Source organism: Syntrophomonas palmitatica JCM 14374 (assembly GCF_001311885.1).
Classification (GTDB): Bacteria; Bacillota; Syntrophomonadia; order Syntrophomonadales; family Syntrophomonadaceae; genus Syntrophomonas_A; species Syntrophomonas_A palmitatica.
Map to the genome: position 1 here is coordinate 60,035 of NZ_BBCE01000012.1, position 14,349 is coordinate 74,383.

General features: G+C 44.1%; 15 protein-coding genes, 2 pseudogenes and 1 riboswitch. Of the genes and pseudogenes, 1 reads left to right on the plus strand and 16 read right to left on the minus strand.

From position 1 onward, the window contains the following. Positions 1 to 7 precede the first annotated feature (7 nt). From JCM14374_RS08210 to JCM14374_RS08235, 6 genes are all read right to left on the minus strand, one after another. Positions 8 to 232, minus strand: coding sequence for a DUF2905 domain-containing protein (locus tag JCM14374_RS08210; RefSeq protein ID WP_054695911.1), 225 nt, complete (start codon positions 230 to 232; stop codon positions 8 to 10). Continuing rightward, positions 229 to 801: an epoxyqueuosine reductase QueH gene (locus JCM14374_RS08215; protein ID WP_054695914.1), complete on the minus strand. Its 573-nt coding sequence runs from the start codon at positions 799 to 801 to the stop codon at positions 229 to 231. Before JCM14374_RS08215 ends, JCM14374_RS08210 begins: the two co-directional genes overlap by 4 nt. Before the next feature lie 260 nt (positions 802 to 1,061). Next, complete coding sequence (gene ruvB / locus JCM14374_RS08220) at positions 1,062 to 2,105, minus strand: Holliday junction branch migration DNA helicase RuvB (RefSeq protein WP_054695917.1); 1,044 nt, start codon at positions 2,103 to 2,105, stop codon at positions 1,062 to 1,064. A 15-nt stretch (positions 2,106 to 2,120) separates the two neighbouring features. Further along, positions 2,121 to 2,720 carry a Holliday junction branch migration protein RuvA gene (gene ruvA, locus JCM14374_RS08225; protein WP_054695920.1) on the minus strand — a complete coding sequence of 200 codons (600 nt, stop codon included), beginning with the start codon at positions 2,718 to 2,720 and terminating at the stop codon, positions 2,121 to 2,123. 111 nt (positions 2,721 to 2,831) lie between these two features. Beyond that, positions 2,832 to 3,320, minus strand: coding sequence for a crossover junction endodeoxyribonuclease RuvC (gene ruvC, locus JCM14374_RS08230; protein WP_054695923.1), 489 nt, complete (start codon positions 3,318 to 3,320; stop codon positions 2,832 to 2,834). A 291-nt stretch (positions 3,321 to 3,611) separates the two neighbouring features. Beyond that, on the minus strand, positions 3,612 to 4,172 hold the full coding sequence (locus JCM14374_RS08235; RefSeq protein WP_054695927.1) for a hypothetical protein: 561 nt from the start codon (positions 4,170 to 4,172) through the stop codon (positions 3,612 to 3,614). 320 nt (positions 4,173 to 4,492) lie between these two features. On the opposite strand from JCM14374_RS08235, the gene JCM14374_RS08240 reads away from it, so the two are divergent. Further along, a complete protein-coding gene (locus JCM14374_RS08240) occupies positions 4,493 to 5,497 on the plus strand; it encodes a hypothetical protein (protein WP_054695930.1) in 1,005 nt (334 codons plus the stop codon). Positions 5,498 to 5,527: 30 nt separating this feature from the next. On the opposite strand, the gene JCM14374_RS08245 is transcribed toward JCM14374_RS08240, so the two are convergent. The 10 genes and pseudogenes from JCM14374_RS08245 to JCM14374_RS08290 form a co-directional block, all read right to left on the minus strand. After that, positions 5,528 to 6,286: a YebC/PmpR family DNA-binding transcriptional regulator gene (locus tag JCM14374_RS08245; protein WP_054695933.1), complete on the minus strand. Its 759-nt coding sequence runs from the start codon at positions 6,284 to 6,286 to the stop codon at positions 5,528 to 5,530. 22 nt (positions 6,287 to 6,308) lie between these two features. Continuing rightward, the gene (locus JCM14374_RS08250) at positions 6,309 to 6,977 is read right to left on the minus strand and encodes a methyltransferase family protein (protein ID WP_054695935.1); all 669 of its coding nucleotides are present in this window, start codon (positions 6,975 to 6,977) and stop codon (positions 6,309 to 6,311) included. A 24-nt stretch (positions 6,978 to 7,001) separates the two neighbouring features. Then, positions 7,002 to 7,747 (minus strand): annotated as a pseudogene (gene nadE, locus JCM14374_RS08255) (NAD(+) synthase). A 412-nt stretch (positions 7,748 to 8,159) separates the two neighbouring features. Then, positions 8,160 to 8,918, minus strand: a complete 759-nt coding sequence (locus JCM14374_RS08260; protein ID WP_054695938.1) for a UPF0280 family protein — start codon at positions 8,916 to 8,918, stop codon at positions 8,160 to 8,162. A gap of 78 nt (positions 8,919 to 8,996) precedes the next feature. Continuing rightward, positions 8,997 to 9,419: an NIL domain-containing protein gene (locus JCM14374_RS08265; RefSeq protein WP_054695940.1), complete on the minus strand. Its 423-nt coding sequence runs from the start codon at positions 9,417 to 9,419 to the stop codon at positions 8,997 to 8,999. A gap of 2 nt (positions 9,420 to 9,421) precedes the next feature. Continuing rightward, positions 9,422 to 10,659: pseudogene (locus tag JCM14374_RS08270) on the minus strand (homocysteine biosynthesis protein). A gap of 36 nt (positions 10,660 to 10,695) precedes the next feature. After that, entirely contained in the window at positions 10,696 to 11,880 is a 1,185-nt protein-coding gene (locus JCM14374_RS15265) for a cobalamin-dependent protein (RefSeq protein ID WP_054695942.1), read from the minus strand. Next, entirely contained in the window at positions 11,844 to 13,196 is a 1,353-nt protein-coding gene (locus JCM14374_RS15270) for a homocysteine S-methyltransferase family protein (protein WP_054695945.1), read from the minus strand. The genes JCM14374_RS15265 and JCM14374_RS15270 overlap by 37 nt, the downstream gene beginning before the upstream one ends. Positions 13,197 to 13,285: 89 nt before the next feature. Further along, positions 13,286 to 13,386, minus strand: a riboswitch (SAM riboswitch). 11 nt (positions 13,387 to 13,397) lie between these two features. After that, positions 13,398 to 13,745 (minus strand): Sec-independent protein translocase subunit TatA/TatB, encoded by a 348-nt coding sequence (locus JCM14374_RS13130; protein ID WP_083453973.1) that lies wholly within the window; start codon positions 13,743 to 13,745, stop codon positions 13,398 to 13,400. Positions 13,746 to 13,917: 172 nt separating this feature from the next. Beyond that, a complete protein-coding gene (locus JCM14374_RS08290; RefSeq protein WP_054695948.1) occupies positions 13,918 to 14,247 on the minus strand; it encodes a phage holin family protein in 330 nt (109 codons plus the stop codon). Between the last annotated feature and the right edge of the window lie 102 nt (positions 14,248 to 14,349).

A 14,349-nucleotide genomic window follows, 5' to 3' on the forward strand; every position in this document is an offset into this window, starting at 1 on the left:
TGGTTCCTCATCTTCTCCCCAGTAATGAAAAAACCAGCGTTAATATCAAACTTATAATAATACAGGCGCCTAACGGGAAATAAAAGCTGAAATTCTCGCGTTTAATATATATATCCCCTGGTATATGCATACCCTGCGGACTAATGCGGGTTATTACCAGCATCAAAAAGCCTGCCAAAAGCAGCGAAATCCCAACCCCCATTATTATTTTAGCCAGACCCGCCAGATTCATTGTGCTCCTCCCATTTTAAAAATGTTTCTGGTCAGCTCTTTGGGAGCATAGCGTTCCATTTCACTGTACAAACAACCGCAGTATTGCTGGCGATAAAGCCCGATCGCCCGGGAACGTTCCCCCGTAGTTTTAAAACCTGGCCTAAAATCCTGGTATAAAAACGGCACCCCGTGTTTTTCTCCGATATCATGTCCTATTTCTTTTATTAAATCGTGCTTCTGATATTTGCTGACCAGCAAAGTACTGCTGAAGGCATCAAATTTGCCTTCCTTGGCTATGTGCGCGGCTTTCTCCAAACGCATCCGGTAACAGAACAGACAACGCCGGTTTTCCCGGTAAGTAATCCCCTGGAAATACTCGACAGGATTGTAATCCTCGTCATAAATTACCTTCAAATCCACCTGGCCGGCGTATTGCTGCAGGGCTTCGCGTCGTTTTATATATTCACTGTAGGGGTGAATATTGGGATTATAGAAATATCCCATAATTTCATAGCCCTGTTGGCGCAATTCCGGCACGGGATATGTTGCGCAAGGACCGCAGCAAATATGCAGAAGAATTTTGCTCATAATACCTCCTGGATAATAGAGAACAATTTAACACAGATACACACTGATGTTTCATCAGACTAACACAGATTGTTTATTAATAGCCCACCTTTCGCAGTTGATATTTACTGCGACACAATTTAATTGTCATTGTTATGAATACTAACGTTCTTGTCATTAGAAGGAGCGTTAGCGATGCGGCGATCTAAAAGGTTAAGGCGAAGGGAAAGATTGCTTCGCTGCACTAGCAATGACAAGAAATCATCTGTGTTCATCTGTGGTTAATCGTTACTTTCATCCTCGAATAACTGTGGTTCTTGAAAACTACCTTTAAACTTTATTCCCAGGTGACGATAGGCCAGTTCGGTAGCGATTCGTCCCCGCGGGGTCTTTTGGATGAAACCCAGTTTTAATAGGAAAGGCTCGTATACGTCGGTTACCGTATCACTTTCCTCGGAAACACACGCAGATAAAGTCTCCAACCCTACCGGGCCTCCATTAAATTTATTGATAATAGCTTCCAGGATCATGCGGTCTACGTTATCCAGACCCTGCTCATCAATTTCCAGCATATCAAGGGCCCGCCGGGCCATATCACGGTCGATATTTCCCTCACCCTTTACCAGAGCAAAATCGCGCACCCGTTTTAGAAGTCTATTGGCTACCCGCGGGGTGCCGCGGGAACGCCGGGCTATTTCATAAGCTCCATCGTTATTTATGTCAAGTTTTAATATCCGTGATGCTCTTAATATTATTCTTTCCAAATCTTCCACTTCATAAAAATCAAGGCGGCAGTTAATGCCAAAACGGTCCCGCAAGGGAGAACTTAACAAGCCTGGACGGGTAGTAGCTCCAATTAGGGTAAAGGGGGGCAGATCAATACGCAGGGTGCGCGCGCCTGGGCCTTTGCCGATTATAATATCTATAACAAAGTCCTCCATGGCCGGGTACATTATTTCCTCAACGCTTCGGTTCAAACGATGAATTTCATCAATAAACAAGACTTCTCCCGGCTCCAGGTTAGTCAATATAGCAGCCAGATCGCCAGGTCTCTCTATAGCCGGCCCCGACGTTTTGCGAATGGGGCGTCCGGTTTCACCCGCAATAATCGTCGCCAGGGTGGTTTTACCCAATCCGGGCGGACCGCTCAAAAGCACATGGTCCAGGCTTTCTGCTCTTTCCCGGGCAGCCTCAATCGAAATTGCTATGTTTTCCTTTACTTTGCCCTGACCTATGTAATCCTGAAGGCGTAAGGGGCGAAGAGACGATTCATTACTGTCGTCCTCGCCTGTTAGGTGAGGAGAAAGCAACCGCTCATCCTGCATAGGACTGCCTCCTTCCTATTTCTTAATCTGCTGAGCGCGAGCCTGTAAGACCAGCTTGATATTATCAGCGGCATTATCAGTCAAACACCCCTCAGACTTGAGATGCAAGACCAGCGGGAAAACCTCAGCCCGCTGGTAGCCCAGGGATTCCAGGGCTTCCAAAACATCATTCAACCAGACTTCGTTACCACTCTCCTGAACTCCGGGAAGCAATGCCTCTACTTTATCCTTTAATTCAAAAAGCAAACGTTCCGCGCTTTTTTTCCCAATCCCCGGAATCTTGGTGAGCAGTTTGAGATCCTGGCTGGCAACAGCCTGGAAGAACTGATCCGGGTCCATAAAATCCAAAATATTCATAGCCCCTTTGGCTCCCATGCCGCTGACTCCTAACAGGGTTTTAAACAGGGACAGTTCTTCACGTTTGCTGAAACCGTATATTTTACATTCGTTTTCCAGAACTTGAAAGTGGGTATGTAAAACTACAATGGAACCTAGCTGCGGTAAAGATGCGGCGTTGCGACTGTGAACCACAACTTCATAACCTAGGCCCTGGACATCTATAATAACCCTAGATTCCTGCTTTTCTAGCAAAATACCCCGTATATAGGCTATCATCAAATCACCTCAATTTATACACTTTTTGGGGGCAAGACAAAATAGATTCCCCACCATTATAGATAAATCCGCAGCCATTTCCATAAAAGTGGTTGCATAATACGCTTTCTTTTAATTGCTATAGCTTTGCATGCGATAGAAGTGTAAATGACAAATCGCTATGGCCAGCGCGTCAGCGGCATCATCCGGCCGCGGCATCTCTTTCATATTCAGCAATTTCTGCACCATTAACTGCACCTGGCGTTTATCAGCCTGTCCATAACCAACCACCGCTTGTTTCACCTGCAACGGTGTATATTCAGCCACAGCCACCCCGGCCGCGGCGGCTGCTAATAATATTACTCCTCTGCCCTGAGCCACGGTGACAATAGTTTTGGCATTTTTAAAGTAGAAGATTTCCTCTACCACTACCACATCCGGCTTATGTACTGTCAGAAGGCCATTCACTTCTTGATGTATATGCCACAGCCTCTGCGGCATACTGGTTTTGGCACTGGTGTTTATAGTTCCATATTCTAATAATTGAGCTTTTCCCGCAACCTGTTCCAGGACGCCATAACCGGTGGTAGCCGTACCGGGGTCAATACCCAGAACCTTCATCTGTAATTCGTCCTTCCGGCTCAATCTTCATCATTTATATTACTGCATTATTTCATCTCTTGCCATGTTAAAGCAACAACATAAGAACACTTACGATATAAGCAAAAAAATATTCGCCGTTCGGGCAATCACTTTGGCTTTTTGACTGCCTCGCTGCGTTCGCAAAATGACAGGGCAGCGACGAATAAAAACAAATCACAGTATGGGTTGTTTTATAGCTTGGGGTATGAGGGGCTTTCTGAAGGGCATCCGCTATTATAAAAACGGGAAGCAATCTCCTGCTTCCCGTTTTTACAGGTATTCATCCAGGTTTTCCAAGGTATCATTTAAGGCTGCTTCTGATCTAAATTCATATTTGCCATGTTGTAAAGCCTGTTGTACTTCTTGTGGCAAGGTCTCAATACGTATAGCCGTTACTCTGATAAGAGCTTCATCATCAACCGGCCCAGAGTACACAGCAATAAAGCCCTTATATTCCTTTAATCTAAAAACTTTTTGGTCTTTAGGACAAAAATCGTTTATGACCTGGTGAATCAGCAAGGTATCATTTAGCAGCGATAACGAATAGCCTTCATTTGACGGATACATCTTTCTCAGCTCAGCCAGGTTTTTACCACGCAGCAGCCTTTCATAATCATATTTGCTTATAATGGTGTGATTACATTTGGTATATTCTTTTTCGCATATTATCTGGGTTGAGGGCTTTACACATTCCGCTTCATAACTTTGTTCCAAAACCGGCTTCTGTGTTTTCTCCATGAACCCGTTTTGTCCTGCTCCATTGTGGAAATAGTAACCTAAAGCCAAGCCGGCAACAATTAACAACCCCAGTGTTATACCACTTTTTTTCATAAGATCTTCACCTCTGTTGTTAATTTTTCCCTAATATACGCCCTTTTATACGGGGTTTAATTGTGCTTATTAATGGTACAATAAGAATTTTTGATTATTTGTCCTTAAGCTATACAAATTATTTAAGAAATACTTGCATTTTTTTTATTGCTGCGGTATATAATAAGAAAACAATAGTCAAGTTAAAGTCAAATTGATTTTGAATTTTCAGATAAAATAAAATTCAAAACTGATATTACCCCTTTACAGCCTTTATAAACCTATAATTTTGCTTTAAAACAGCGGCTGAAAAGGGAAAAAATTAAATGGGGGCGATCAATGTGTTTAAAATTGAAGAGAAAATGTGGGCAAGTCAAAATCTATTGGACATCGAATTGAGCTTTCAAGAGGTTAATGAAATGGTTTTGGAAATGAAAATTCCACCCATGGGATTACCTGTCGATGTAGAAGCCTTTGACACTGTGAGTATCAAATTTCCCCAGGCGGATTTATCTGGTTTTGTTTTTGAATGTGAACGTATCGCGGACAGTATTGATGATTTTCTAGATGTATCCAGATTGGTTATGACCAACCAAACACCGTTCAAATCTTATTATGCTGAATCGCAGAATCACAGAGATATTGATGCTTTCGACAATATCAGTTTATTGTCCAATGTATTTATTCCAGCATTAGAATTTAATGAACTGTGGTATAAAGATATTAACCCTGTTGATTTCTGGGGTGCCGAATATCTGCCTGCCGGTATAATTAAACGTCAGTTTATGAATCAATTAACCAATCCTGAGGATATTGATTCTTTTGATAACGTTAGTTTTCCAATCCAGGATGTAGTTATAGTTGATAATACCAAGACAGGGTGGAATAAAATTATTGACGAAATTGAGCTGCACGCTTCACATAATATATTTGAAGATAATGCAGCGGATATTCAGCCGACAGCAAAAGACAACCTGTTACGCAATGGTGTAAGCCTGGTTAAAGGCAAAAACCCGGATGTTAATCTGAAAACAGTATTTAATAAGCTGGATAAGCAGCCGGATAATTTTGATATTTTTGCGTTTAATGAGGCCTATGAAACATCATCTGCTAAAATGGAATATGAAATTCCTTTGCGTTTGACTTTTGAACATGGCGATATGGTATTTCGTTTAGATTTAGCTTCAGTGGGCATCAGCGACCCGCATAAACTTCGGTCGTCTCGGGCTTTTTCTAAAACCATAGCCAAGCTGCCCCGTTCTATTAAAGGCAAACACTTTCACGCCAGTTTGGAAGACCAGGAGCTGCGTTTAGTAGTTCCCGGCAATCATAAAAAAGCTCAATAAAAAATAGCGGGGCATGCCCCGCTGTTTTTTCTATGAAAGCTTTTCCAGAACACTATCGTTGATTGACATATTGGTATAGGCTTTTTGCACGTCATCGTGGTCTTCCAGAAGATCGACAAGTTTTATAACTTTAAGAGCCATTTCCTCATCAGTTATTTCCACCATGTTTTCGGGCAGCAATACAATATCGGCTTCTTCCAATATAAAGCCCTCTTTTTCCAGGTTTTCTTTAACTTCCATAAGGTTTTCCGGTAAAGTGATCAGTTCATAATAATCACCTTCATCCTTGACGTCCTCACTTCCGCAATCCAGAGCCTGTAAAAGGAATTCCTCTTCATCCATTTTCAATTTCTCTTTATTAATAATAATGACTCCGCATCGTTTAAACATCCACGCCACACAGCCGTTCTCACCTAAATTTCCGCCGTACTTGGAAAACAGGTGTCTGATTTCGGAAGCGGTACGATTGCGGTTGTCGGTGGCAATCTCCAGCATTACCGCTACCCCTCCCGGCGCATAGCCTTCATATACTATCTCTTCAAAAGTGTCACCTTCTATATCACCACTGCCCTTTTTTATAGCCCGGTTAATATTTTCATTGGGCATATTAATTGCCCGGGCTTTTTGTATAGCCAGCTTCAAACGGGAATTAGCCTCCGGATCGCTGCCCCCGCCGGTTCTGACAGCAATAACTATATCTTTGGCGATTTTGGTAAACTCTTTGCCTTTTTTTTCATCTGTGCGAGCTTTCTTGTGCTTGATATTAGCCCATTTGGAATGACCGGACACAGTTTAACCCTCCTCATGATTATTACCATATTTTTGGTATGAGTTTTTTGCTTTGCTCCATATAACATTTATAATCGTTGTCAAAATGCTTTAACAGGAATTCTTCTTCAACATTTATCCGGTAGATAACTGCCGGTACCACTGCGGCGGCGGCTAAAATCAATGCTCCCCAAGAATTAAATATCATAGCTATAGCAGCTACATTCAATATGGCGGACACATAAATGGGATGGCGGATATTCCGGTAAATACCACGGGTTATCAAACTATGTTCCTCATAAACGGATACACGGGGATTATAATATTTACCCAGGGTAATAATGGCCTGGTAACGTATAACGCACGAAACTAAAAATACCACAAAGCCAATAACTGTTACCGCAGGTTCAAAAGCCGGATTGCGGGTGAAATGATACTCAATAAAATCTACCAGAGCATAAAATAAAGCCGCCATGGAAGAAAACTGCAAGTAAATATATGATTTTCTATCATCATCTTCTTTAGCAAGGGTATCGGGGGATTTATAGATTATAGTCTCAATGATAGACCAGGTTAAATACACCCCAAAAAAGGCCATGATTACCCAAAAGTCAAAAGGCGACAGCCTTTGCCAGGCCAGGTAACCAATATATATAAACACTGCCACGGAAATAAACATTCTGATTAGTACATTGCGTAATCTCGGTTCCAAATCATCACCTCCGAATTATATGGACTATTTTAATTCCCCAGGAATATAAGCCACCGGAGGCATGACCCGTTTGTGCTGGCTGACGGCCTGCAAGTGTTTTATTCTATCTTCTACTTCGGGTACTGCCTTGCCTTTATCCAGATAATTGTCCAAATCCTCATAACTTATACCCATTTCCGCTTCATCAGTTTGTCCTTCCCAGAGTCCGCCCGAGGGTGCTTTATTAATTATTACTGAAGGAATATTAAGATACCGAGCCAGTTCATAAACCTCTTTTTTTAATAAATCTCCCAGGGTTGAAGATCAACCCCGGTATCTCCGTATTTTGTGGCATAACCCACACTGATTTCACTCTTATTACTGGTCCCTGCCACCAGGTAGTTGCGGGCTTGAGCAGAATAATACAGGGTCATCATCCTAAGCCTGGGCTTTAAATTAGCGCGAAGCAGCTGACCTTTTTTGCCGTCAAGTTTGAGATAAGATTCATATTTTGTCAATAAAAGATGGTAGGCATTATCCAGTTCAACAATGCGATAAGATATCCCAAGCCTGTCCAGAACTAACTGGGCATGAATAAGGTCGTTGAGATGACTTTCGCAAGGAAGGATTAACGCCAGGCAATTATCTGGAAAAGCTCTTTTGACAAGGGCTGCTGTTACTGCGGAATCAATTCCTCCGCTTACGCCTAAAACCAAGCCTGAAGCTCCGGCTTCAGCCACCCTTTCCTGCAGCCACGCGACAAGGTGCTGAACTACTGCCTCTGAATTCACTTATGGGTCCTCCTCCTTACTTATAAGCCGGTAAGAATACTTCCTTGCATGAAAAAAATAAATAAAGGCTTTTATATTTTACCCTTCAGCATTAGGCCAGGATTTCTCTTTATATACCCTGGTCATTTTTGAGTCAGAAACAGCCTGCCTTATTGAAATGGGGGGATTTTATGGAATCGGCAGGTGATTTGTTAAAAATGTAGCACCTGATGATTAAGATTAACCAATTTAATATTCAACAAGAATGACATAAATCCTGCCCGGTTAGCGGAATTTTGTGTTATATTCTTATCAATTCTGCTAAATTCCGAAAGCGGCAAACCCAATCCCCTTTTCTCTTGTCTACTAAGAAAACAAAAACGGTCTAATGCTTTTTCATTGGTTGTGGGTTAAATGACCAGAAAGTTTGCTTTTATTTAACTACGATGGGAACGATCTCAATATCTCCCCAGGCCGCCATTTGTTCATCTTTGATAACTAGTATTCCCATGATACCAGCTATTTCTTGCGCAGCTTCAATTGCCTTGAGTAAATCTTTTCCGGTTTTTACCTGATTTCCGGCCCTGGAGGCTGCAGCATCGGCCAGAGCCGCTGAACCGGCTTTAATCAAAACAGCATCAGCCGTGCCCAAGCTGATACTGGGTCCTACCGTACCTGAGGAAGTGCAAATGCCCAGAGCCTGTCCCCCAGGGTTTACCTTAATGCCGATATGGTTGGAGAATTTTGATTGCCCGGCAAAAACAGCAATCACTCGTTCATGATATGAACGCAGGTAGATATCTCCGCCGTTTTCTACAATTACTTCCCGAGAATACTGAGTAAGCATCTGGCCGATTTGTTGAGCAATGGCTCCCGCAACAGCAGCCATTGGACCTACTCCTGCAAGCAGGGCGGCCGTGCCCATTATACGTGCGATTTCCGGAGCAGTGGGAAATAATTCAATCGGAACAAAAGATGTCTTGAACTCCGGATGCATTTCGATATAATATTCCAATTCACTGCGCAAGCGCTTAAGTTCACGGAGGCATAAAGAAACCAGGCTATCGTTACAGGCGTCAGCATCCACCCCGATAGCCAGGTCGCTCTCTTTAACCTTAATGTTAAAATATTTGAGGTCTTTAGATCCGTGTAAAAGCCGGTAATCACGGTCAACGTAATTGTTAATATTCATCTTCGCCCCCATCGGGATTAGTAAAGCACAAATATCAGCGTACAATCTGAGTTATTCTGTGCTCATCACTCTCTGAGCTTAAACCGCTTCGGGAACTTCAAAATATAGTTTTATTGCCCGGGTGGGACAGCAATCCAAGCACATACCGCAAACCACGCACTTGCAATTATCAAAACTGACCATCATGCTCTCACGTTCGATGGATAAAGCCTGAGTAGGGCAAAATGAAGCACAGGCACCGCATTGAATACAAATATCTTCCTCCCATACGACCGTTTCGCTCAATGGCTCCAGCTCTATCCCCAAGTTTTTCAAATACCCGATTCCGTCTTCGTAGTTCTTTTTGCTTCCTTCGAGTTCTACCACCAGGTAACCTTCTTTTTGCGGATTAATATTAGCCTTTAAGATATTAACCACCAGGTCATAGTTTTTTATAAGCTGGTATACTATGGGCTGTTCCGATTGTGATGCCGAGAAATAACAAACCACACGGTTTTTCATTACTAACCCCTCCTGTTCCTGCCGTTTAATACAGCCCCATTAACATTACGTTCAGGAATGGCTTTAAATTCAATTTCACAATCCGCCGCAGGCAGCTGCGCTACCGGCCTGGTGATTTCAAACCGCCCCGCTTGAATCCATTCTTTCATGATATTCGCGATCTGCCGCGCGCGGGGATAACTGGACTGCGGAGTCGTAACTACTTCCCTACCATTAATAACAATTTTGCCGCTCTTTAATTCTTTGAAATTTGCATATCCCAGATCTATATCCTTCTTGTAAGGATAACCTTCCGCGTAATCAACTATAGGGCAGTAAATATCCTCGTCCTTTACCAGAGTAAAGCGCAAAATTTCTTCATCTAAAATAGGAATCGGTATACCTATCCCCACTGCCATAGTCGCACCGTAACCAATATAACTTAAACCCACCAGCCAATTAGGATCCATCTGTTTCAAATCCCCCACCACGGCCAGGTTCCGGAAGGCACCATAGGCACCCCGTTATCGCCTCGCACTACATTAGGATGATGCTGGGTTCCGTTCCAGGCCACATAACCGACCCCACCGCCCAGAAATATCCTGGTACCTATGCCGATAGTCTTATAATGAGGATCATTAAGCAAAGGACTTAACTGACCCGAAGTTGAATAGCTGGCATTACCAAGCCTGGGCTTTAATATACCCATATAAGTGTATAAAGTCCGGTCACTTAGATTTACCGCGCAATTATAGTTCTGATAAGCGTTGCGGGGATTAAACATAAAAGCTTCGTTTACATCATTAATTGTGATTATGGTATCGACCTTCTTATTAGGATAGCAATCGGTACCATACGCTATGGCCTCTAATCTTATCTCACGGCCTGCCACCAGATCATGAATCACATGACCGCCGCCGTAAGAAAAGCGGCCGGGATGAACTTTATTCTCGGGATCGTTTTCCGGCAGCTGCGCCGCTCCGATATAGGCGTCCACCGCAGCCACCCCGGCATATGCCTCAACCCCGTTTAACCATACCTTGCTCATTTTTATGCGCGGGTTAGAATGTCCAAAATTGATGAATGCGCCTGATGAACACATGGGGCCAAAAGTACCGGTGGTAACTACATCTATTTCACGGGCTGCGGCTTCAAAACCCTTTTTCTCAACAATGCCTATAACCTCTTCAGCTGTTACAACCACTGCCTGTCCTTTACGAATCTTTTCGTTAATTTCCTCGTAGGTTTTTAATGATGCCATTTTTCTTCCCCTTTCCAAAGCTGTGAAACTCGTCCATTAATTCAATAATCCTTGTGCTACCACTACCGCTTCGCGTGCATCGCGAGAATATGCGTCCGCGCCTATGCTCTCTGCATATTCGGGCGTCAACACGGCCCCTCCCACCATTATTTTGCAGGCCAACCCCCGTTCTTTAGCGCAATTAATAACCTCTTTCATTACTGGCATGGTAGTGGTCATCAGAGCACTCAGGCCGATAATGTCTGCCTTTTCCTTTACCGCTGCCTCAATGATTACTTCAGTTTTAACATCCTTACCTAAATCAATTACCTTGAAACCATAGTTCTCCAACATCACTGCAACGATATTTTTGCCAATATCATGAATATCTCCCGCAACCGTGGCCATAATGATTACTCCCCGGTTTGCGCTGCTGTTATCCCCCAGGCGCGGTTTAACTACAGCGAAGGCATTTTTCATAGTCTCAGCCGACCGCATCAGCTGGGGCAGGAAGTATTCTTTGCGGTCATATAATTCCCCCGCTTTTTCGATACCGGGAATTAAACCCCGGTTGATAATTTCCAAGGGATCAATATGCTTTTGGTCCAGAGCTTCCATTATATGGTTTTCTATTTCGTCTCTCTTTCCTTCCAGGACCATGTTCTGCAGCATAATAAATAGTGAGTCCTCAACTGTTTTTGTTTCTTTTGTAGATCTGACTGTTTCTTGGCTTGATTCAATTAAAGCTCCTCCAACCAGATCAGGTATGTTACATTGCATACATATTTTATGACGGGTTGAACTTGTGTTGCCTGGGGTGCCAGGTTTGTAGCCCTTATAGCGTTCTATAAAGCCGGAACAATCAGGATCCCGGTTCATCAGAACCGCAGACGCTCGCAAAACTTCCATCATGCGTTCGTCAAACGGGTTCATAATTGGTAAATCCAGCCCTGCTGACCAGGCCATGGCTAAAAATGTGGAATTAAGTATTTCTCGGGCTGGCAGGCCATGCGAAACGTTGCTGACCCCCAGGACCGTTCCCAAACCCATTTCAGTCTTTATCATCTGCAGGGCTTTTATGGTTTCCATTACCTGGGCCTGCTCGGCACTGGCCGTTTTAACCAGGCAGTCAATATATAGATCTTCACTGCGCAAACCAAATTCGCGGGCCTGACGGTATATCTTACGGGCCACTTCCAGGCGGTCTACAGCCCGTTCAGGAATCCCTTTTTCATCAAGCAAAGTCCCAGGACCGCGGCCCCGTACTTTTTCGCCAGAGGCATGATAAGCTGCATTTGTTTTTCTTCACCGGTGGTTGAGTTTATTAGCGCACGCCCTACAAAGGACTTCAACCCTTCCTCAACCGCCGCCGGGTTAGTGGAATCTATAGAAAGCGGTAAATCTACCGCCGTCTGAATCTCAAGGATGGCACTGCCCATAGCCGCGGCTTCATCAATGCCCGGCACCCCCATGTTGACATCTAATATCGGGGCCAAAGCCTGGGCCTGCTGGCGTGCTTCCTCAACCACCATCTGCATTCTGCCATCTCTGATATCCTGCGCCAGTTTTTTACGTGCGGTGGGGTTGATCCTTTCTCCAATAAAAGCCAGCGGATATTCCGGGCCGATAAGAACATGGCGGCTGCGGGCCGCCAATGCCCGGTAAGCCTTAACGCTTCTGCGCCGAGGAGATATCCCTTTCAGCACCGATGCCATGGCTGCAATATGTGATGGGGTAGAACCGCAACAGCCCCCAATTATATTCGCTCCCGCTTCCCGGAGACGCAGGGCATATTCCGCCATTTCTTCGGGGCTGTCCGGAAACACTGTCTCCCCATTCACCAGTTTAGGAAGACCGGCATTAGGTTCAACCGAGATATAGGTCCCGGTAGCACGGCTCATCATTTCTATAACCGGTATTAGTTCCCTGGCTCCGCCTGAACAATTAGCACCAATAGCCAGAGGCCGCAGGGCCTCTAAAATAAGCGCTGCAGTAAAGGGATCCGTACCAGTCATAGTGCGGCCGTTTTCAAATGTCATATGGGCTATTACCGGCAAACGGGTGTTGTCCCGGGCAGCAATCAAAGCAATCCTCATTTCCCCGATATCAATCATAGTTTCAATAGAAATAAGATCGGCGCCGGCCTTTTCACAGGCAATCACCTGTTCCTGAAAAGCCTGGTAGAGATCATCAAAAACCATTTCACCCATCGGTTTAAGCAGCTTTCCGGTAGGCCCGATAGAAGCGGCTACCAGCGCCTTATTTCCCGCTGTTTTTTTGGCTATACGTACCGTTTCAGCATTAATTTCCGCTGTTCTGTTTTGCAGACCGTATTCGGCCAGCTTAAATGCGTTAGCCCCAAATGTATTGGTTTCAATAATATCCGCTCCGGCTTCTATATATTGACGGTGAATGTCCTCCAGCACGCCGGGATGGTTTATTCCAAAAAGTTCAGGACACTCACCGGCGGTCATGCCTTTTTGCTGCAGCATAGTGCCCATAGCCCCGTCAAGAATGAGTACCCTTTCCTTTAATAAGTTCACAATGTCAACTGTCATCTTATTATCACTCCTCTGCCCAAGAATATATTAGCATGAATGGAATTAAGAAAAACCCCTCTCAAATGAGAAGGGCTTTATACCTATCCCTCTCATCTGCCAGGATGCTCCTGCAGGAATTGGCACCTTACCTGAAACAGGCGGTTGCCGGGTTTCATCGGGCCAGTCCCTCCACCACTCGCGATAAGAGTATCATTAAATTTAGTTTAAATTTTGGGGTTCATTATCCGGGCATGTTTCTTCCGGGTTTCCAGCCTCCGTCACCTTTTCGGGCTGGGCTGGTTCGCTGTTATTTACCGGGACATCATCGTTAGTCTCGCTAGAATTAACTTCTTTGTCAGATATTGAAGAAGGCTTCCTATGCGGGGTTTCTTCAGCATCCCGAATAGCAGTCTCAAATTCTCTTTTCATACCGGTAGTAACTTTTTTGAATTCATTGGTAGCCTTGCCGATTGAACGAGCTACTTCGGGAAGTTTGCCCGGTCCAACCACCATCAAAGCAATAGCCAGAATAAAAACCAGTTCCCAGGGACCGATATTTCCAAACATCGTGTTCCTCCCTTCCGGAACATTTAACATTAGACCATCACGTTACATTTTACTTTTCTTTGTTGAGAATGGCAATGATTTTCCCCGGTTCGCTTTCATTTGAACAAAAAACTATAGACCAGTCCTAAAACTGGTCTAATATCGTTTCCTAATCTTACGTATCAGGATATCTCTAGCGGAGTTCAGTCGGTACAAAAGCGTCTACCAGGCCAATTACAAAAGCCGCCAAGAGGCTGCCCAGTATTGAGACTGACAGGTAGGTGGGAACAATAAACTGGGCCAGATAGATTACAATAGCGGCGACAACAAAGCCTACTATACCCCTTGACCGTGGTGAAATACGATTGCCAAGGATTAATTCTACCACATAACCCAGAATGGCGATAACAACTGCCGCAATAAGAGCACCTACAAAACCGGATACGGTAATTCCAGGAAGCAGGTAACCAACCAGCATTAGAACCAGGGCAGATACAACAAAACGTACAATGGTACCAATCATACTATTAACTCCTTTCTTAAGAAGACGTTTTCACCCTTATCATGCCTTGTCAGGTTAAAATCTATACAAATTTAAAACAAAAAAACAGGCCTCATGTGCCTG

Excerpts from the sequence above, each read along its gene's own strand:
- JCM14374_RS08210 (WP_054695911.1), bottom strand. The coding sequence starts at position 232 with ATGAATCTGGCGGGTCTGGCTAAAATAATAATGGGGGTTGGGATTTCG.
- JCM14374_RS08215 (WP_054695914.1), bottom strand. The coding sequence starts at position 801 with ATGAGCAAAATTCTTCTGCATATTTGCTGCGGTCCTTGCGCAACATAT.
- ruvB (WP_054695917.1), bottom strand. The coding sequence starts at position 2,105 with ATGCAGGATGAGCGGTTGCTTTCTCCTCACCTAACAGGCGAGGACGAC.
- ruvA (WP_054695920.1), bottom strand. The coding sequence starts at position 2,720 with ATGATAGCCTATATACGGGGTATTTTGCTAGAAAAGCAGGAATCTAGG.
- ruvC (WP_054695923.1), bottom strand. The coding sequence starts at position 3,320 with ATGAAGGTTCTGGGTATTGACCCCGGTACGGCTACCACCGGTTATGGC.
- JCM14374_RS08235 (WP_054695927.1), bottom strand. The coding sequence starts at position 4,172 with ATGAAAAAAAGTGGTATAACACTGGGGTTGTTAATTGTTGCCGGCTTG.
- JCM14374_RS08260 (WP_054695938.1), bottom strand. The coding sequence starts at position 8,918 with ATGAATATTAACAATTACGTTGACCGTGATTACCGGCTTTTACACGGA.
- JCM14374_RS08265 (WP_054695940.1), bottom strand. The coding sequence starts at position 9,419 with ATGAAAAACCGTGTGGTTTGTTATTTCTCGGCATCACAATCGGAACAG.
- JCM14374_RS15270 (WP_054695945.1), bottom strand. The coding sequence starts at position 13,196 with ATGACAGTTGACATTGTGAACTTATTAAAGGAAAGGGTACTCATTCTT.
- JCM14374_RS13130 (WP_083453973.1), bottom strand. The coding sequence starts at position 13,745 with ATGTTTGGAAATATCGGTCCCTGGGAACTGGTTTTTATTCTGGCTATT.
- JCM14374_RS08290 (WP_054695948.1), bottom strand. The coding sequence starts at position 14,247 with ATGATTGGTACCATTGTACGTTTTGTTGTATCTGCCCTGGTTCTAATG.